The organism is Pedobacter lithocola (assembly GCF_042650845.1).
GTDB classification, from domain to species: domain Bacteria; phylum Bacteroidota; class Bacteroidia; order Sphingobacteriales; family Sphingobacteriaceae; genus Pedobacter; species Pedobacter lithocola.
On the sequence record NZ_JBHSBW010000011.1, the window covers coordinates 269,176 to 287,339 of the forward strand.

An 18,164-nucleotide genomic window follows, 5' to 3' on the forward strand; every position below is an offset into this window, starting at 1 on the left:
TTTTTATAAAATAATTAAAGCAATAAACCCGCAACCTCTTCCCAGGTACTTACACGTTCGTATTCAGTAATTAACAAGTTATGTGGAGATGTGTAAAGCAATGTTCTGCCTTTAAAATTAACGAAGTTCTTGCTGCGGTCGTCTATAATGATATCTGCATCAACAATTTTTTTACCACAAAACATAATGTGTTGCCAATCTATAAAGGGAAAATGCTCGGCAAGCCAATCGTATTTATCAATTAATGAATTCCGAAATTCCATTGCTGCAGAAACAATATAAACATCGTATTTCTGTTGTAGTGCTTTAATTACTCTTTGGCTGTCGGCGATAACTTCTAAATCGCGGAAAAAGCCAGGTTCATTAATATAATCAAACCATTTTTGATTTACATTTTCGGGTACGTGGTGGTAAATTTCGTTACCAGCATCAATTTTTAAATCCAGCGGGATATTGTAATCCCGGTTATAAAGTTTAATAAATTTTGCGAGGGCATCAGCAATTACCTCGTCCATATCAATAGCAATTCTTTCCATTTTGTATCAGCAAATATTTGTTTTCAAATATCCTTAAAACAAAGAAATTAAACTATGTTTTTAATTTACAGTATTTTAGTTATCTTTGCAGCCCGCAACACGAAGTTCCGGGAAATATGTTGAATACATAAATACAAAAGAAAATGGCAACTAAAATCAGATTGCAAAGATTTGGTAAAAAAGGGAAACCTTTTTTCCATGTAGTGGTAGCAGATTCTCGCTCTCCACGTGATGGTAAATTTATTGAGCGTTTAGGTTCTTACAACCCAAACACCAATCCAGCAACCATCGAAATTAACTTCGAAAAAACTTTAGCTTGGGTTAACCAAGGTGCTGAGCCGACTGATACAGCTCGTGCTATCCTATCTTACAAAGGTGTTTTATACAAAAAACACTTAGAAGGTGGTGTTAAAAAAGGTGCTTTAACTCAAGAACAAGCTGATGAGAAATTCACTGCTTGGTTAGATGCAAAAGCAGGTAAAATTTCTGGTAAAACAGAAGGTTTAGCTAGCTCAAAAGCTGATGTGCGTAAAGCAGCATTAGCAGCAGAAGCTAAGAAAAAAGAAGATAGAGCAGCAGCTATTGCAGCTAAAAATGCACCAGTTGCAGAAGAAGTTGTTGAAGAAGAAGTTACAGAAGAAGCACCAGCTGTTGAGGCTGAAGCAACTACTGAAACTCCGGCTGACGAAACTCCAGCATCAGATAAAGCAGAATAATCTACTTTATTGTAATGCTAAAATAGCGTTCCGAATTTTCGGAGCGCTATTTTTATTTAGAGATATTTATTATTTACAATCCGTCATGCTGAACTTGTTTCAGCATCTTTCTTGCAATTAAGACCCTGAACTCAACTCAAGGAGACGATAAGCTATAATGCCCTTTAAGGGTTTGGTATTTATGAAACACGAAGAAGCATTTTATATTGGATATGTAACTAAAACCAAAGGTTTAAAAGGCGAAGCACAGGTTTTTTTCGAATTTGATGATTATGAGAAACTGGATATGGATGTTGTTTTTGCTGACATGAACGGAAAACTAGTTCCATATTTTGTAGCAAGCCACAAACTTTACCCAAACAAAACGGGCTTGTTTTATTTTGATGATGTTGATCATATTGACAAAGTGCAACCTTTGGTAAAAAAGAAACTTTATTTGCCAATTGATAAAATGCCAGAACGTGATGCGGATGAATTTTTCTATACAGATTTAAAAGGCTTTATGGCTATTGATGAAACACTGGGCGAATTGGGAGAAATTTTAGAAGTTAATGAGTACCCACAACAGTTTGTAGCTACTGTAAAGTATCAGGAGACAGAAATTTTATTTCCATTGAACGAAGATTTCATCGTGGAGATTGATGATGAAGGAAAAATTTTAACGCTCGATTTACCTGAGGGTTTACTTGATGTTTATTTAGATAATTAATTTTAAATCTATACGATGCGTTTCGATATTATAACGGTTTTACCAGCATTGCTCGAAAGTCCTTTTGCGCATTCCATTTTGCAGCGGGCACAAAAGAAAGGCATTGCCGAAATTGTTGTTCATAATCTGCGAGATTATGCGACGAACAAACAAAAAAGCGTAGATGACTATCAATATGGTGGCGGCAGTGGAATGGTGATGAGTATTGAGCCATTTGCTGCCTGCATAGAAAAACTTAAAGGCGAAAGAGAATACGACGAAGTAATTTTTATGAGTCCGGATGGGGTTACCCTAAACCAAAGCACAGCAAACGAATTATCGATAAAGAAAAACATTATCATTTTATGCGGGCACTATAAAGGTATAGACCAACGCATACGCGACATTTTTGTAACCAGAGAGATTTCTGTTGGTGATTATGTTTTAAGTGGCGGAGAATTGCCCGCTGCGATTGTGGTTGATGCTGTGGTTCGTTTAATCCCCGGCGTTTTAAATGATGAAACATCTGCGCTTTCAGATAGTTTTCAGGGTGAACTTTTAGATGCACCAGTTTACACTCGCCCTGCTGATTGGCGTGGACACAAAGTGCCCGATGTTTTATTAAGTGGGCATGAAGCTAAGGTGAACGAGTGGAGGCATGAGCAGGCTTTAGAGCGTACTCAAAAACGCCGTCCTGATCTTTTGGAATAGAAGCAATTAACACATTCCATTGTGGAATTCTAAAAGAATGTGGAAAAAATTAAATTAGACTTTTTTATATCAAAATATTTCCCTAATATTGCAATCCGATTTTCAAGGTAAAGAAAGTTGGTTTAATAGCTTAAAATCATGGATTTAGTAAAATTTGTTGAAGAGCAGGCCATCGCGAAAAAAGATTTTCCTGCGTTCAAGTCTGGCGATACAGTGAGCGTACACTATAAAATTCGCGAAGGTAATAAAGAACGTGTTCAAATTTACCAGGGTGTTGTTATACAACGTAACAGTGCAGGTGCAAACGAAACTTTCACCGTTCGTAAAATGAGCAACGGTATTGGTGTAGAGCGTATCTTCCCTGTAAATTCTCCAAACATCGAGAAAGTGGAAGTGAATAGCTATGGTAAAGTTCGTAGAGCGAAATTGTTCTATTTACGTGCTTTAACTGGTAAAGCTGCCCGTATTAAATCTTTAAGAAAATAATTATTCTTTATTACTAGATATAAACCTTCACGATTTACAAATCGTGAAGGTTTTTTTGTTTCCTTTTTTTTAAATTAACAAATCGACCGGTTAATATGTTAGATTCTGCATTTTTCGAACAGGTGTTTTGGGGCAATTCGGTTAAAGCTTATTGCCTATTTGGCGGCATACTTTTAATAGGGTTAATTTTTAAGAGGTTAGTTTCGAAGTTGCTAAGCAAGCTATTATTTAAGCTTTTTAAAAGATTTTCTCAACAAGCCCACGATGATACATTTGTTAGCTTATTGCTAAAACCTATCGAGGTTTTCATGCTATTTACTACTTTATATCTAGCTATAAATCAGCTTAAACATCCACTAGAAGTTACTGTTTTTAGGTATAGTAAATTGGTTGGGAAAGTTAAAGAAGCTATTCCTGTAACCCTCGGCGATTGTATCGACAGGCTTTTCCTATTCTTAATTATCCTTTCTATTTTCTGGATTATACTTCGCATCATTGATTTTATATCGCATGTTTTGTTGTTTAAAGCATCATTAACAGAAAGTAAATCAAACGACCAACTGGTGCCTTTCTTAAAGGAGCTTTTTAAAACCATAGTGGTATTTATAGGTTTTTTCACACTTTTAGGCGCCGTATTCGAAGTTAATGTTTTAACACTAATTACAGGTTTGGGTATTGGTGGTATAGCCATTGCACTCGCTGCGAAAGAAAGCTTAGAAAATTTAATTGGCTCATTTACCATCTTTTTAGACAAACCTTTTGTGGTTGGCGATTTGGTTAAAGTTGATGGTGTTGAAGGAACAGTAGAAAAGGTTGGTTTTAGAAGTACTTTAATTCGCACAACCGAAAAAACTATGGCTACCATCCCAAATAAGGGAATGATAGATGGTGTTTTGGAAAACATGAGTTTAAGAAATTTTAGAAGGGTAAAATTTTCTTTTGGGATAACTTATGAGACAGATGCAGAAACCATCAAAAGAATTGTAGATGAAATTAGAAACTACATTTACGAGCACCAAGATACAAGTGATGATGGTAACGCTTATTTTGAAGGTTTTGGAGATTCATCATTAAATATTGAGGTGATATATTTTGTATCATTAACAGCTTATAATGATTTTCTATCGATAAAGCAGGAAATTAATTTCAAAATTATGGAGATAGTGATGAAAAATAAATCTGATTTCGCATATCCAAAGCAACGTTTGATTAACGATAGATCAAACGAAAAAGCTGTAGGAAATGATGCGACAGACTAGATTGTAAGAAGAATTTTTCAATCAAACGTTAAGGAATAGCATCCCAAAATAAATGCTTTCTATCATTTAATAGAACCTGATTGTTGAGTTGTAAATCTAACTTAATTCAGCTAAAGTGGTAATTCCACCCTTAACAACATCGTTCAAAGCCACATTAATTTTTGTGCCTACCGGAAGAAAAACGTCGACTCTTGAGCCGAATTTAATAAAGCCAAACTGTTCTGCTTGCTCTACAACATCACCTTCTTTTACATACCATACAATTCTGCGGGCAAGTGCACCAGCAATTTGACGAAATAATATAGGTGTACCACTTTTATGTTCTACAACTGTGGTTGTGCGTTCGTTTTCTGTTGATGATTTTGGATTCCAAGCTGCTAAATATTTACCAGGATGGTATTTGAAAAACTTTACAATACCTGAAATTGGATTTCTATTAATGTGAACGTTTACTGGCGACATAAAAATTGAAACTTGTAAACGTTTATCTTTAAAGTATTCGCCTTCTTCTGTTTCTTCAATAACAACAACTTTTCCGTCTGCAGGGCAAATAACTAAATTATCTCCTGTAGCAAAACTTCTAGTTGGATTACGGAAGAACTGTAAAACTATAATAAAAAATATAGCAGAAAATATATAAACAAACCAACGCAACCAGGTTACATCGTAATACTTATAATCTACAAAAGCATTTATTATGAAAATAAATAATATGCTTAAAGCTATAGTGGTGTAGCCTTCTTTATGTATAGTCATTGTAAAAAAATTATTGGGCAAAGGTGCGAAAAATAAATTAATCCGATTAAAAAATTATAATCCTGTTGCTCTATAGATGTCAGTTAAGTTTCTTCCAAGTCCGTTATAATCCAATCCGTAACCAACAACAAACTCATTTGGTATTTCAAAGCCAACGTATTCTAAAGCGTCTATATTGTATTTTAAAGCAGCAGGTTTTAATAAAAGTGAACTTACTTTCACCGAAGCTGGATTTTTCTCCTTAATCATTTTTAAAATATGCGTTAAGGTTAAACCTGTATCAACAATATCTTCTACAATAATGATATCTCTACCCTCAATATCATCTGGTAAGCCAATTAATTCTTTTACATCTCCTGTGCTGCTTGTGCCCTCGTAAGATGCAACACGAATAAAAGCAACTTCGCATGGAATGTTTATTTCTTTAATTAAATCGGCCAGAAACAAAAAACTACCATTTAAAACACCAATAAAAAGTGGGCACTTTCCTTCATAATCCACATTAATTTGTATGCCCATTAGCCTAATCCTTTTATTAAGCGTATCGTTTTCTAAAAAGATTTCGAATTCTTTATCCTCTACTTTTATTTTGTGCATTGTTGCTGATGAAATTTAAATAATTGCTTTAATTCTATGTTGAGTACAGGTACTTTATTGTTGGTTTTGAAGTTCACTTTCTCTCCTTCGTTGCTCCCTACGCTCTTGCCTTAATTGTTTTTTAGATTTAACAGTATCAGTAGGTTTTACATTAACTTTTGTTGCCGTATCTTTTTTACCTCCACCAAAAATCCTGTCGAATAGGTTTTTATTTTTATCCTGCATTTCTACGGGTGCGTTACCCATGCCATCTTCCTCGTCATCAAATGCATTGGTGTCAATTACTGCTGTATCAGGTGCTAAATACCTTCGTAAGCCTTCTCTTAAACGTACATTATAAAAGCCATAACCTGATGTGTCTGATGGGGTTAATCCTCTTCTAGCCATAATATTACCCATAAACCTAAAGTAATTAAACATGTATGGTTTTAAACCTCCATCGGCCATAAATTTATACATCGATGCTTTAGGTTTAGGGACAATGCTGGCTAGAAAAAGTCCGTCACCAATGGTTAAATCTGCAGGTTGCTTGCCAAAATAATATCTAGAAGCTTCACCAATACCATAAATGTTCTGGCCTAATTCCATAATATTAAAGTACACCTCGAGCATTCGTTGCTTACTTACTAAATGGTTATGCTCAATAAGCCAAACAATTAAAATTTCTTCAGCTTTACGGGCTAAGGTTTTCTGGCGACTTAAATAAACGTTTTTAACCAATTGCATGCTAATTGTGCTGCCGCCACGCTTAAATTTTTTCTCTTTAAAATTTACCGCTATAGATTTTCGGATAGACTCTTCAACAAAACCATTATGTGTAAAAAAGGAAGGATCTTCTGCTGTTAAAACGGCATTTATAAAGTTTTTTGAAATCGCAGATAAAGGAGTAAAATTTGGGTTTGATGGACCGATTGTAATGTCTCGCATCGGTTTACCATATTCGTAGGGTGTGTAAACAAACGGACTGTTAATTTTTTGCAAGTTCGTTTTACCCCATTGCAAAATTTTAAAATCAACAGGTGTTAAGGTTGAGCTAAATTTTACACTATCAGGTATTGCGGTATCTAAATAAAAATTAAGATTATATTTAATCTTTCCCTGAACTTTTAATCCATCCAATGATTCGAATAAACCTTGGGGAAAGGCTTGAAAAATAGATTGGGCATCTTGTTCTTCAGCATTTAATTTAAGCTCGTAAATTTTATTTTTCCCTAAAGTGTATTTGATGTAAGGGTGAATGGACGCGTTTTTTAAATATGCTGTTGAACTACTATCCAGCGCAATATAGTTTGGTCCAACCAATACGTCGGCATCTAATTTCGCACTTTGAATAATTATATCGTTACCTGCAATTCGGGGTTGGTTTATCAGCATATTTTTAACCGACCACGACCCGGATATTTTATAATCATCGCCACTATATTTAGCGTTTTTTAACTCAGTTTGAAGCGTATCAAAACTTAATTTCGCATGCAGCTTATTATTTAAATATGGTAATTCTAGTTTCTTTACATCGGCATATGCACTGATGCTCAATTCTTTGCTTCCTGGGTCAACCTCGCCATCAATATGCCAAGTAGATTCGCCATTGTTAACATTAATAGTCGATTTTAAATCACCTCCATCTATCGTGGCAACTGTTGCGAAACTTAGTTTAGCCGTATCGTTATCGTTTAGCCTAAAAACCATGTTTTTAATATCCATATCATCAGGTATTTTGTACAAAACCTCATTTAGAATATTGCTAGCGATATCAGCTAAGTTGACTTTACTTTTTGTTGTAGTACTATCTTTCTTTTTCCTTTTTAAAATAAAATCGATGTTTGTTATGGTGTCTTTAAGTACAATATTCACAAAACCATCATTAATTTTTAATTCACCTAGCTTTACATTACCAAAAATTAGCGGCCAAAGTTTAACACCAACACTTAATTCGGCTATGTTAGAAAGTGTATCTCTATCTTTTGGAACAACTGAAATTGCAGTCATTTTTATAGTACTTAAACTTGTAAAACCAGCTGAACCAATTTTAACATCAAGACCATAATCTTTATCGGCTTTATTGATCGCTTTGGCAACCATTTTTTTCAAAAGAGCTTCTCTTTTACTGTAAGCAACAGCACCAAGAGCTATAGCAACAATCAAAAATACACCTAACACCCAGGTTCCGATTTTTAAATATTTTTTAGGGATTTTGATTTTTGGTATTTGCATACAGTCGTTAAAATGGTTAATTGCTTAAACGTAACAATTAAATGTTTATTTCGTGTTAAAATTACAGTTAAAAACCCTAAATAAAAGTATTTGTGGCTATGTTTTGTTAATTTTGAGTTTAAATATATTCGATGCAGATTAACCCCCAACAAGTTTTAGATGCGCTTAAAAATGTAGAAGATCCGGATCTTAAAAAAGATCTGGTAACCTTAAACATGATTAAGGATTTACATATAGTTGATAACAAGGTAAGTTTTACACTTGAGCTCACTACGCCTGCATGCCCGATGAAGGATATGCTAAAAAATGCTTGTACAAATGCAGTTAAGCACTTTGTATCGGCAGAAGCTGAAGTGCTTATTAACATCACCTCAAGGGTAACTCAGCCAACAAATTCATCCTCTTTAGATAACATTAAGAACATTATTTTAGTTTCATCCGGCAAGGGTGGCGTTGGTAAATCAACTGTGGCCAGTAACCTTGCCGTTGTACTAGCTAAAGATGGTGCAAAGGTTGGTTTGATAGATGCCGATATTTACGGCCCTTCTGTACCAACAATGTTTGATTTGGTTGATGCAAAACCGGGAGCTGAAGAAACGGCAGATGGTAAAACTAAAATTATTCCTATTGAAAAATATGGGATTAAGTTACTTTCGCTGGGGTTTTTTGCAGACCCAGGGCAGCCAGTGCCTTGGCGAGGGCCAATGGCATCAAATGCAGTAAAGCAACTTTTTAATGATACCAACTGGGGAGAATTGGATTATCTAATAGTAGATCTTCCTCCAGGTACAGGAGATATTCACATTACGATTACACAAAGTTTCCCTATCTCTGGTGCAGTTGTGGTAACTACGCCGCAACAAGTTGCATTAGCAGATACACACAAGGGTTTAGCCATGTTCCGTATGCCAGGAATTAATATTCCGGTTTTGGGCGTGATAGAAAACATGTCTTATTTTACACCAGCTGAGTTGCCGGATAACAAATATTACATTTTTGGTAACGGTGGTGGACGGAAATTAGCAGAGCGATTTGACGTGCCGTTTTTAGGTGAAATTCCTATTGTACAAAGTATTGCAGAGGCTGGAGACAGTGGTAAACCAGTTGCGCTAAACCAAAATCCTGTTTTAGATGTTATATTTGGTGATATCGCAAGTAAGATTGCACAACAAATTTCCATCAATAACGCACAGGTGGCAAATTGATAAAAAATTACTATTTTTATATTTTAAAAAACATATAATGAATTTAACAGAGCGAGTTGAACAGGCATTGGAAACTATACGGCCATACCTAATGGCAGACGGAGGGAATGTTTCTGTTGAAGAAATCACAGCTGATGGTATTGTAAGGTTAAAACTTTTGGGTAATTGTGGCTCTTGTCCGATGAGTTTTATGACAATGAAATCGGGTATTGAACAGGCGATAATGAAAGCTGTTCCTGAAATCACATCGGTTGTTGCTGTTGATTTAGCAGAGCAAGAATAGCTTTAACAATATTTAACAAGGAAGTTTTATTATTAAAATTACTTTTGTATTGATGAGATATTGTATTGCCTTAATGTTGCTAATTTTTTCTGTTACCGCTTTTGCCCAACAAAAGTCTGCACAGGATAAACTTATCCAATTTTCAGGTATCATTACAGATATTGATAGTGGAAATGTAATACCCTATGTTACAATAACAAATCTTTCTGCCAAAAGTAGAAGAGTAGGTGCTGATTATAGAGGGTATTTTACATTTATTGTTAGTCCTGGCGATACTATTTTATTTACAGCTATAGGCTATAAAAAATTCTCAACTATAATTCCTGTTAGTACACCAGATAGCAAATACACGATTATGGTAAAGCTACAATCTGAAGTTATCAATCTACCTACAGTCCGTGTTTTTCCATGGGCTACTACCGAAGAGTTTACACATGAGTTTCTATCGATGAAACTTGCTGATGACGATCTGGCAATCGCTAAAAAGAATCTTTCTAAGTCATCAATTAATGGATTAATACAATCACTTCCTCGTGATGGTGGAGAAATTAGCAGTCAGAATTACCGGTACAATTTTGATAGGATGATCAACAAGAATATGGTTCAAACCAATCCGTTATTAAATCCTTTTGCATGGGGTAAATTGATGCAGCAAATATTTGATGGCGATAAGAAGCGAGGTGATAATTAGGGTTTTTAGTTTGAAACTTTGATAGGCTCTTTGTAATTGCGAGGCGGCTTTTTCAGCCAGCGAAGCAATCTCATTATGTGCTAGAATGTTAGAGATTTTGCGAAAGGTAGAACAAAGAAAATCACAGAGGTAGATCTTAAAAAAGCTTTCTTCTATTAATACTTATAAAAGTTACTATATAAGACATAGAAGCCTTTTACCTGAGTATATTTTTGCAAGTAAAACAAAAAAGGGAAAATGTTTCCATTTCCCCCCTTAAATTTTAAATTTCAAACTATCGTTTTTTGCTCTTATTCGGAAATCTCATTTTGTAGTCTGTACTGATATTTCCTTTCGATATCGCATCAAGTTTACTTTTAAGCATTGTTTTACGCAAAATACTTACTTTATCTGTAAAAAGCTTTCCTTCAATGTGGTCATATTCATGCTGTATTACACGAGCAGGCATTCCATCAACATCTTCTATATGCTCTACAAAGTTTTCATCTAAATATTTAATCTTAATATTTGGCTTGCGTAGAATATTTTCACGAATATCGGGAATGCTCAAACAGCCCTCGTTGAAGTTCCAGAGTTCGCCGGTTTCTTCTAAAATTAGTGCGTTGATAAACACTTTTTTATAGCCAGGATTTCCATCTTCATCTTCACCTGTATCTACAATAAACAGGCGGATTGGCAAACCAATTTGTGGCGCAGCCAAACCAACGCCACTTGCATAATACATGGTGTCGAACATGTTTGCAATTAGTTCTTTTAATTCAGGATAATCTTTATCAATATCGGTTCCTATTTTTTTTAAAACAGGATCTCCGTAAGCTACTATGGGTAATTTCATTGTGTATATTTCTTTCAGGCAATTAAACCCGAGGGTATCATTTGAACGATTTGTAAGTCTGAGCTTGTTGAAGATTATTGTTTCATTAATCCTTCGACAAGCTCAGGATGACAAGCTGGTATTGCTTAACGCTACAAAAATAAGAATTATTCCTCTATTGGCGAGAATGTAAAGATATTTAGCTTTTCGATATCCAAAATCTCATTAGCTACTTCAATCATTTGAACAGTTGTTACGGCATTAATCTTTTCAAATACAGTTTCTAACGAATCAATTTTATTATGGTCTATTAAACTTTTCGCCATTGAAATAATTAATCCAATCCTATTTTCTTCTCCTAAAGCAATTTGCCCTATAAATTTGTTTTTAGCTTTTTGTAGTTGCAATTCGTTTAATGGATTTTCTTTAAGTTTTTTAATCTCCTTGAAAATTAACGATAGCGCTTTGTTTTGCTTTTCTTTATCTGTACCGAAGTAAATGGAAAAAATTCCGGTATCGCTTAGCGGAGAAAAATTCGATTCGATGGTATAGGCAATTCCATATTTCTCTCTTATCTGAAGATTCAAAACAGAACTCATTCCGTTGCCACCAAAATAATTGTTCAGTAACATTAAAGCCACTTTTTCTTGCTGATGTGTGGAATAAGCCTGAACTCCTAAAATGCAGTGCGCCTGCATGATGGGTTTGTAAATGGTCGTGTTAGTTTGAGCTAGTTTTTTAGGTTTAATACGTTCTTTGGCGGGCGTATTTTCTTCCACTTCCGCAAAATGCTTAGTGCCTTTACTTAGCACACTGTTTAAACTATAATTTCCTAATACAGCAATTACAATTTCATTGGTGCGGTAATTTGCCTTTCTAAAATTGATAACATCCTCACGGGTAAAATTTTGAACCGAATCTGTGGTACCCAAAATGTTGTTTCCTAGCGAATGACCTGCGAAAAGCATATCTTCAAAATCATCATTAATCGCCTCTTCGGGTTGGTCTAAATAAGATGCAATTTCATCCAGAATAACACTTTTCTCCTTATCCATTTCCTCTTCCGGGAAGGTAGAATGGAAAATGATATCATTAAAAAGTTCTAATGTTCTATCTAAATAAGGATTTAAAAAAGAAGCATGTACACAGGTATATTCTTTTGTAGTGTAGGCATTTAAATCTGCGCCAACGCTTTCCAATCGATTTAATATTTGATTGGTGCTGCGTTTTTCTGTGCGTTTAAAAATCAGGTGTTCTATAAAATGTGCTAAACCAGCTTTTCCATTTGGTTCATCACGAGAGCCTGTATTGATGATTATGCAAGCGTGAGATATAGTTGAGGCCGCGGGCACATGCAATAAGCGAATGCCGTTAGGTAAAGTATGAACATTGTATTCCATTGGGTGGCAAAGATAAGGCTATTTGATTACAATGCCTCCGTATCAGGGTATTGCAATTGTAAGGCAGAAATCAATTTATCTTTTGTAGGCCTTTTAAGAACAAGAAAAATGAAATTTACAGCAGCAAATAATAAAAAGAAAGCATTTTGAGTAAGGAAAAACCCAACTATACTAAATAATGCACCACCTTCTAACAAAGCGGCGCTTATTATAAAAGCGGTTTGATATTGACTGATTTTAGAATCTACATCATCAGATTTATCAATTTTTGAAATCACATTTTTGAAAAAGAAGATACTAGCCGATAGTGTTATCAAACCAACAACCGGAAAAATAGGATTAAATTGAGCTGTTGTGGCTGGGTTGGCATCAAAAAACATCATTTCTCTATTTAGAAAAATGGTGACCAAAGCGAATAAAAATATACCACCGCATAAAGCAAGGTGTATAATTTGAAGTGTTTTTATTTGGGTGCTCATTGTGGTTTTGGAATGAAATATTTTTAAAAGTTTTAAACCACAAAAGAATCAAAAGTAGATTGAAGTACTGAATGTTAACTTTTGTTTTCTTTTGATTCTTTTGTGGTAAAACTGAGTCTCTTATTTTATCTAATTGAGTTAAGAGATTGCTTTATCGGCTGAAAAAGCCTCCTCGCAATGACGACCGCTCATAGAAATACGCTTAAATTCATTACTCAACTCTGTTTTCTCTGTGAATTTTCTTTATGTTCTCTTTGGTAAAATGTATCGGTATTGTTTATATAAGCTTTCTACATTACTGCTCAATACCCTCTAATGCAAATAAAAACGCCCATCTTAATGATACATCTTTTAAATAATCAAATCTACCTGATGCGCCACCGTGACCAAAATCCATATTGGTTTTAAGCAATAATACATTTTTGTCGGTTTTCATTGCCCTTAGTTTAGCCACCCATTTTGCTGGTTCGAAATATTGTACCTGGCTATCATGTAAACCCGTTGTAACCAACATATTTGGATAAGCTTTTTTCTCTACATTTTCGTAAGGTGAATAGCTTTTCATATAATCATAAGCATCTTTTTTCTTCGGATTCCCCCACTCATCAAACTCGTTTGTGGTTAAAGGAATGCTCTCATCCAGCATGGTATTTACCACATCAACAAAAGGAACATCGGCAATTACTCCATTCCATAAATCTGGTGCCATGTTAACAATTGCGCCCATCAATAAACCACCTGCACTACCACCGTTGGCATACAAATGGCCTTTTGAAGTGTATTTCTGCTCTACCAAATATTCGCCTGCGGCAATAAAATCGGTAAATGTGTTTTTCTTTTTCATCAGTTTACCATCTTCATACCATTGGCGACCCATTTCTTGTCCGCCACGAATATTGGCAATTGCAAAAACGAACCCACGGTTTAATAAACTTAACCTTGGTGATGAAAAAGTAGCATCGGTACTTGCGCCATAAGAACCGTAGGCATATAATAACAGCGGCGCTTTTCCATTTTTCTCCAATCCCTTTTTGTAAACCAATGCAATAGGAATTTTGGTACCATCTTTAGCAGTAGCAAAAACACGTTCTGTAGCATAATCTTCAGGGTTATAGCCGCCAACTACTTCTTGCTGTTTCATTAGCTTTTTATCCTTTTTCTCTAAATCATAATCGTAAGTAGAGTTCGGTGTGGTTAATGAAGTGTAAGAATAGCGCAGCATTTTGCCGTTATATTCGGGGTTTGAACCAATGCCAGCAGCATAAACGGGCTCTTCAAATTTAATGTAATAATCGCCACCACCTTTTTTCAAAACACGCAATTCGGTTAAGCCATTTTTACGTTCAGATAGTACCAAATAATCTTTAAATTCATCACCATACTCAAGCAAAACATCTTTACGATTTGGAATTACTTCTTTCCAACTCTCCTTTTCTGTCTTATCCAAAGGACATTCCATCAAACGGAAATTCTTTGCATTCCAATTGGTTACGATGTAAAACTTATCATCAACAGGCAAAACATCATATAAAACATCTTTACTACGGGCGGTAAAAACCTTAAAAGCTGCCTCTGGATGGTCGGCATCAATCATCCGATATTCAGTTGTTAATGTTCCTTGCGAACCAATAAAAATATATCTTCCGTTTTTCGATTTTGAAACACCAATATAATTCGAATTATCTTTTTCATCATACACTACTTTATCAGTCTTTTCATCCGTACCCAAAACATGCTTTTTAATCTTCTCACTTAGTAAAGTCACCGCATTTTTCGACGTGTAGAAAAGCGTTTTATTATCGTTTGCCCAAGCCACACCACCTTCTGTATTGGTAATTGCATCTTTGTAAATTTCACCAGTTTCTAAATTTTTAACCTGAATAGTATATTGCCTACGAGAAACCTTATCCACACCAAAGGCCAGCAACCTATTATCAGGACTAATACTAAAACCGGTTGCACTATAATAAGAATGGCCTTTTGCTAATTCATCAACATCTAACAAAACCTCCTCTTTGGCACTTAAACTGCCTTTTTTGCGGCAATATTTATAGTATTGTTGTCCATCTTCGGTACGGCTATAGTAAAAATAGCCATTCTTAAACACTGGTACAGATTCGTCTTTTTCTTTAATCCTACTTTTCATTTCCTTAAACAAATCTGCCTGAAACTTTTCAGTTCCTTTCATCATCGTCTCCAGGTATTTATTTTCTGCTTTCAGGTAATCAACAACCTTTGTGCTGTCTGGTCCTTTTGCAAAATAATCAATCATCCAGTAGTAATTATCTACCACGGTATCGCCATGAATTATACGTTTATGCGGAATAATCTCCGCCACAGGTGCTTTCGCATCAGGCCATTTTATGGGTTCCATTTCTTTTTTTTGAGGATTATTACAAGCCGAAATTGCACTAAGCAAAATCAGGGATGACAAGATACGTTTCATAATTGGTTTGATTTAGGTAAATGCAATTTAAGGAATTTTTGCAGATTTTTTTGGAAATGAGTGGTTCGGTTTTTCATGGAGGTTTGCAGTCCTGCTTTCCCTAATGCTTCGAAAAGCGGCATTCGTACAATCGGGTTTATTAACAAAGCTTAGTGGTTCTTGGTGAAATAATTAAACTACTAATTTGACTTTTTATAGAGTTTTTTATGAAGGGTCACAAAAAGCTACATTATCGGTCAAATAAAAAAAAGATGTTAAATTGCCGCATCAAACAGTTATAATGAAATTAGGGTACAAAAAAATAGTAGTTAAGGTTGGTTCGAATGTAATTACACAGGCGAATGGTTTGCCAGATGAAGGCAGAATCAATCATCTTGTAAATCAATTGGCTGCTATAAAACAACAAGGCATCGAAGTGATTTTGGTTTCTTCGGGTGCGGTTGCAGCGGGCAGGAGTTTAATTAAAGTTTCAGAAAAACAAGATGCCGTTACCACAAGGCAATTATTGGCAGCAATTGGGCAGGTAAAATTGATTAACACTTATTCTAATTTTTTTGCCACACACGAGATAAAATGTGCGCAGGTTTTGGTTACCAAGGAAGATTTTCGTGATAGAGCACATTATTTAAACATGAAAAACTGCATGCAAATTTTGTTGCAGAATGATGTTATTCCGGTAGTAAATGAAAACGATGTAGTTTCTGTTACCGAGCTAATGTTTACCGATAACGATGAATTAGCTGGTTTAATTGCCTCTATGTTAAATGCAGATGCTTTGATAATTTTATCGAACGTGAACGGCATCTACAATGGCGACCCAAAATTAGCTGGTTCTGAAGTGATTGAAGAAATCTCTGGTTCGGTTTCAAATCTAGCGTCTTTTATTCAAACTGGTAAATCGCAATTTGGGCGTGGTGGGATGGTAACAAAATCGACCATGGCACAAAAAGTTGCTAAACTTGGTATTACGGTTCACATTGCCAATGGTACAACCGATGACGTATTGACTTCATTGCTCAATAAAGATTTGATTCACACCCGTTTTGTTCCTGAGAAAATTAAATCGGGTAAGAAAAAATGGATTGCACATTCTGAAACCGCCGCCACTGGAATTGTGAAATTGAACGATGGAGCGAAAAACGTATTAACATCGGGCAAAGCAACAAGCTTATTGCCAGTCGGAATTATGGAGATACAAATTGATTTTTTAAAGGGAGATATTATTAAAATAGTCGGCGAAGATAACCAGCTAATAGGTTTAGGTATTGCAGAATACGGGTCTGACAAAGCTAGAGAAAGACTTGGGCAGAAAAAGCAAAAAGCATTGGTACATTACGATTATTTTTATTCGGCTATTTAATTTCTTACCGCAAAGAACACTAAGATTGGCGCAAAGTCAATTGCGTTAATCGCGTAACTTAGCGTTACTCTGCGGAAAACTCTGCGCACTCTGCGTTTAAAAACAACAATATGAGTTACACAACATACTTCGAAAACGCTAAAAAAGCCTCCAGAGATTTAATCCTGCTATCTAAAGAACAGATAAACCTGGTACTTTCTGATTTGGCTTTAGCTTTGGTAGAAAGCACTTCCACTATATTGTTGGGCAATGAAAAAGACCTGGCTAAAATGCCATCCGAAGACCCAAAATATGATAGGTTAAAACTCACTGCAGATAGAATAAAAGCCATTGCCGATGATATCGAAAATGTTGTGAAATTGAACAGTCCTCTGGGAGAAATTTTATCAGACAAAAGTTTAGAAAACAAACTCCAGATTCAAAAAATCCGTGTTCCATTGGGTGTTGTTGGAGTTATTTACGAGGCCCGCCCGAATGTAACTGGCGATGTATTTTCGCTTTGTTTTAAAACCGGAAATGTTGCGGTTTTAAAAGGAGGAAGTGATGCTGAATTTTCCAACTTAGCCATTACAAAAGTAATTCATGAGGTATTAAACAAACACAAAATTAATCCTAATGTATTAACCTTGTTGCCAGCAGAACGTGCAGCAACCGAGGCTTTATTAAATGCAAGGGGCTTTGTAGATGTGCTGATTCCTCGTGGAAGTCAATCTTTAATTAATTACGTTCGCGAGGAAAGCAAAATTCCGGTGATTGAAACAGGAGCAGGAATTGTGCATACTTATTTCGATGAAACAGGTGATTTGGAAAAAGGCAAAGCCATTATTTTCAACGCAAAAACAAGAAGAGTGAGCGTATGCAATTCTTTAGATTGTGTATTAATCCATCAAAATAGATTAAATGATGTTGCAGAACTTTTTTCGCCTTTGGCAGAAGGAAATGTAATACTCTTCGCTGATGAAAAAAGCTTTGAGCAATTAAAATCTTCTTACCCAGCCGAACTTTTAAATCCTGCTCATCCGGAACATTTTGGAACTGAGTTTTTATCATTAAAAATGGCGGTAAAAGTGGTAGAAGATTTGGATTCAGCACTTAATCACATTGCAGAATATAGCTCAAAACACAGCGAGGCCATTATTTCTGAAGATGCGGATAGCATTACAAAATTTTTAAATCAGGTAGATGCTGCTGCGGTTTACGCCAATGCATCAACAGGTTTTACTGATGGTGCTCAATTTGGTTTAGGTGCAGAAATTGGTATCAGTACACAAAAACTTCACGCCCGCGGACCAATGGGTTTGGAAGAGTTAACGAGTTACAAATGGGTAATTAGAGGAAATGGGCAAGTAAGGGGTGATGGAAGAGGGAAAATGGATGATGGATGATGGAAACTCAACTCATACTCATAGCGAGATGACGAAACAATTACGACAATCGGTTAATGCAAAACCTATTAGGATTGTTTCACGCCTCGCAATGTTTATGGCTATTCACCTAATGAACCAATGACTATTGACTAATGA

Annotated in this window: 18 protein-coding genes; 10 read left to right on the plus strand and 8 right to left on the minus strand. The window is 35.4% G+C overall.

The genetic code is table 11. The features are described from left to right. Positions 1–14 precede the first annotated feature (14 nt). Positions 15–536 carry a 5' nucleotidase, NT5C type gene (locus ACFOWA_RS11500; protein ID WP_378985233.1) on the minus strand — a complete coding sequence of 174 codons (522 nt, stop codon included), beginning with the start codon at positions 534–536 and terminating at the stop codon, positions 15–17. A 143-nt stretch (positions 537–679) separates the two neighbouring features. On the opposite strand from ACFOWA_RS11500, the gene ACFOWA_RS11505 reads away from it, so the two are divergent. From ACFOWA_RS11505 to ACFOWA_RS11525, 5 genes are all read left to right on the plus strand, one after another. After that, complete coding sequence (locus ACFOWA_RS11505; RefSeq protein WP_378985235.1) at positions 680–1,252, plus strand: 30S ribosomal protein S16; 573 nt, start codon at positions 680–682, stop codon at positions 1,250–1,252. Between the two features lie 181 nt (positions 1,253–1,433). Further along, positions 1,434–1,961, plus strand: coding sequence for a ribosome maturation factor RimM (rimM, locus tag ACFOWA_RS11510; RefSeq protein WP_378985237.1), 528 nt, complete (start codon positions 1,434–1,436; stop codon positions 1,959–1,961). Positions 1,962–1,976: 15 nt separating this feature from the next. Then, a complete protein-coding gene (gene trmD, locus ACFOWA_RS11515) occupies positions 1,977–2,651 on the plus strand; it encodes a tRNA (guanosine(37)-N1)-methyltransferase TrmD (RefSeq protein ID WP_378985239.1) in 675 nt (224 codons plus the stop codon). 138 nt (positions 2,652–2,789) lie between these two features. Next, on the plus strand, positions 2,790–3,137 hold the full coding sequence (gene rplS, locus ACFOWA_RS11520; protein ID WP_123207043.1) for a 50S ribosomal protein L19: 348 nt from the start codon (positions 2,790–2,792) through the stop codon (positions 3,135–3,137). Positions 3,138–3,232: 95 nt separating this feature from the next. Further along, positions 3,233–4,396 (plus strand): mechanosensitive ion channel family protein, encoded by a 1,164-nt coding sequence (locus ACFOWA_RS11525; RefSeq protein WP_378985241.1) that lies wholly within the window; start codon positions 3,233–3,235, stop codon positions 4,394–4,396. Between the two features lie 96 nt (positions 4,397–4,492). Here ACFOWA_RS11525 and ACFOWA_RS11530 read toward each other — a convergent pair whose 3' ends face one another. Genes ACFOWA_RS11530 through ACFOWA_RS11540 form a run of 3 tightly spaced genes read right to left on the minus strand, consistent with a single transcriptional unit; the run spans position 4,493 to position 7,963 of the window. Then, a complete protein-coding gene (locus ACFOWA_RS11530) occupies positions 4,493–5,152 on the minus strand; it encodes a phosphatidylserine decarboxylase family protein (RefSeq protein ID WP_378985243.1) in 660 nt (219 codons plus the stop codon). A 54-nt stretch (positions 5,153–5,206) separates the two neighbouring features. Continuing rightward, on the minus strand, positions 5,207–5,749 hold the full coding sequence (hpt, locus tag ACFOWA_RS11535) for a hypoxanthine phosphoribosyltransferase (RefSeq protein ID WP_378985245.1): 543 nt from the start codon (positions 5,747–5,749) through the stop codon (positions 5,207–5,209). 54 nt (positions 5,750–5,803) lie between these two features. Next, on the minus strand, positions 5,804–7,963 hold the full coding sequence (locus ACFOWA_RS11540) for a transglycosylase domain-containing protein (protein ID WP_378985247.1): 2,160 nt from the start codon (positions 7,961–7,963) through the stop codon (positions 5,804–5,806). Between the two features lie 131 nt (positions 7,964–8,094). Here ACFOWA_RS11540 and ACFOWA_RS11545 point away from each other — a divergent pair, with 131 nt between their 5' ends. The 3 genes from ACFOWA_RS11545 to ACFOWA_RS11555 are packed head-to-tail and all read left to right on the plus strand — an operon-like array spanning position 8,095 to position 10,142. Next, positions 8,095–9,168, plus strand: a complete 1,074-nt coding sequence (locus tag ACFOWA_RS11545; protein WP_378985249.1) for an Mrp/NBP35 family ATP-binding protein — start codon at positions 8,095–8,097, stop codon at positions 9,166–9,168. A gap of 37 nt (positions 9,169–9,205) precedes the next feature. Then, complete coding sequence (locus ACFOWA_RS11550; RefSeq protein ID WP_123207213.1) at positions 9,206–9,451, plus strand: NifU family protein; 246 nt, start codon at positions 9,206–9,208, stop codon at positions 9,449–9,451. Between the two features lie 52 nt (positions 9,452–9,503). Then, positions 9,504–10,142 (plus strand): hypothetical protein, encoded by a 639-nt coding sequence (locus tag ACFOWA_RS11555; protein ID WP_378985251.1) that lies wholly within the window; start codon positions 9,504–9,506, stop codon positions 10,140–10,142. A 274-nt stretch (positions 10,143–10,416) separates the two neighbouring features. On the opposite strand, the gene def is transcribed toward ACFOWA_RS11555, so the two are convergent. From def to ACFOWA_RS11575, 4 genes are all read right to left on the minus strand, one after another. Beyond that, positions 10,417–10,977: a peptide deformylase gene (gene def, locus ACFOWA_RS11560; RefSeq protein ID WP_378985253.1), complete on the minus strand. Its 561-nt coding sequence runs from the start codon at positions 10,975–10,977 to the stop codon at positions 10,417–10,419. Positions 10,978–11,123: 146 nt separating this feature from the next. Beyond that, on the minus strand, positions 11,124–12,356 hold the full coding sequence (locus ACFOWA_RS11565) for a M16 family metallopeptidase (protein ID WP_378985255.1): 1,233 nt from the start codon (positions 12,354–12,356) through the stop codon (positions 11,124–11,126). Positions 12,357–12,382: 26 nt separating this feature from the next. Continuing rightward, on the minus strand, positions 12,383–12,835 hold the full coding sequence (locus ACFOWA_RS11570; RefSeq protein WP_378985257.1) for a hypothetical protein: 453 nt from the start codon (positions 12,833–12,835) through the stop codon (positions 12,383–12,385). A 295-nt stretch (positions 12,836–13,130) separates the two neighbouring features. Next, on the minus strand, positions 13,131–15,281 hold the full coding sequence (locus ACFOWA_RS11575; protein WP_378985259.1) for a S9 family peptidase: 2,151 nt from the start codon (positions 15,279–15,281) through the stop codon (positions 13,131–13,133). Between the two features lie 280 nt (positions 15,282–15,561). Here ACFOWA_RS11575 and proB point away from each other — a divergent pair, with 280 nt between their 5' ends. Then, on the plus strand, positions 15,562–16,641 hold the full coding sequence (gene proB / locus ACFOWA_RS11580) for a glutamate 5-kinase (RefSeq protein ID WP_378985261.1): 1,080 nt from the start codon (positions 15,562–15,564) through the stop codon (positions 16,639–16,641). Positions 16,642–16,751: 110 nt separating this feature from the next. Beyond that, positions 16,752–18,026, plus strand: coding sequence for a glutamate-5-semialdehyde dehydrogenase (locus tag ACFOWA_RS11585; RefSeq protein WP_378985263.1), 1,275 nt, complete (start codon positions 16,752–16,754; stop codon positions 18,024–18,026). The last annotated feature ends 138 nt before the right edge of the window (positions 18,027–18,164 follow it).

Excerpts from the sequence above, each read along its gene's own strand:
- ACFOWA_RS11500 (WP_378985233.1), bottom strand. The coding sequence starts at position 536 with ATGGAAAGAATTGCTATTGATATGGACGAGGTAATTGCTGATGCCCTC.
- ACFOWA_RS11505 (WP_378985235.1), top strand. The coding sequence starts at position 680 with ATGGCAACTAAAATCAGATTGCAAAGATTTGGTAAAAAAGGGAAACCT.
- rimM (WP_378985237.1), top strand. The coding sequence starts at position 1,434 with ATGAAACACGAAGAAGCATTTTATATTGGATATGTAACTAAAACCAAA.
- trmD (WP_378985239.1), top strand. The coding sequence starts at position 1,977 with ATGCGTTTCGATATTATAACGGTTTTACCAGCATTGCTCGAAAGTCCT.
- rplS (WP_123207043.1), top strand. The coding sequence starts at position 2,790 with ATGGATTTAGTAAAATTTGTTGAAGAGCAGGCCATCGCGAAAAAAGAT.
- ACFOWA_RS11525 (WP_378985241.1), top strand. The coding sequence starts at position 3,233 with ATGTTAGATTCTGCATTTTTCGAACAGGTGTTTTGGGGCAATTCGGTT.
- ACFOWA_RS11530 (WP_378985243.1), bottom strand. The coding sequence starts at position 5,152 with ATGACTATACATAAAGAAGGCTACACCACTATAGCTTTAAGCATATTA.
- hpt (WP_378985245.1), bottom strand. The coding sequence starts at position 5,749 with ATGCACAAAATAAAAGTAGAGGATAAAGAATTCGAAATCTTTTTAGAA.
- ACFOWA_RS11540 (WP_378985247.1), bottom strand. The coding sequence starts at position 7,963 with ATGCAAATACCAAAAATCAAAATCCCTAAAAAATATTTAAAAATCGGA.
- ACFOWA_RS11545 (WP_378985249.1), top strand. The coding sequence starts at position 8,095 with ATGCAGATTAACCCCCAACAAGTTTTAGATGCGCTTAAAAATGTAGAA.
- ACFOWA_RS11550 (WP_123207213.1), top strand. The coding sequence starts at position 9,206 with ATGAATTTAACAGAGCGAGTTGAACAGGCATTGGAAACTATACGGCCA.
- ACFOWA_RS11555 (WP_378985251.1), top strand. The coding sequence starts at position 9,504 with ATGAGATATTGTATTGCCTTAATGTTGCTAATTTTTTCTGTTACCGCT.
- def (WP_378985253.1), bottom strand. The coding sequence starts at position 10,977 with ATGAAATTACCCATAGTAGCTTACGGAGATCCTGTTTTAAAAAAAATA.
- ACFOWA_RS11565 (WP_378985255.1), bottom strand. The coding sequence starts at position 12,356 with ATGGAATACAATGTTCATACTTTACCTAACGGCATTCGCTTATTGCAT.
- ACFOWA_RS11570 (WP_378985257.1), bottom strand. The coding sequence starts at position 12,835 with ATGAGCACCCAAATAAAAACACTTCAAATTATACACCTTGCTTTATGC.
- ACFOWA_RS11575 (WP_378985259.1), bottom strand. The coding sequence starts at position 15,281 with ATGAAACGTATCTTGTCATCCCTGATTTTGCTTAGTGCAATTTCGGCT.
- proB (WP_378985261.1), top strand. The coding sequence starts at position 15,562 with ATGAAATTAGGGTACAAAAAAATAGTAGTTAAGGTTGGTTCGAATGTA.
- ACFOWA_RS11585 (WP_378985263.1), top strand. The coding sequence starts at position 16,752 with ATGAGTTACACAACATACTTCGAAAACGCTAAAAAAGCCTCCAGAGAT.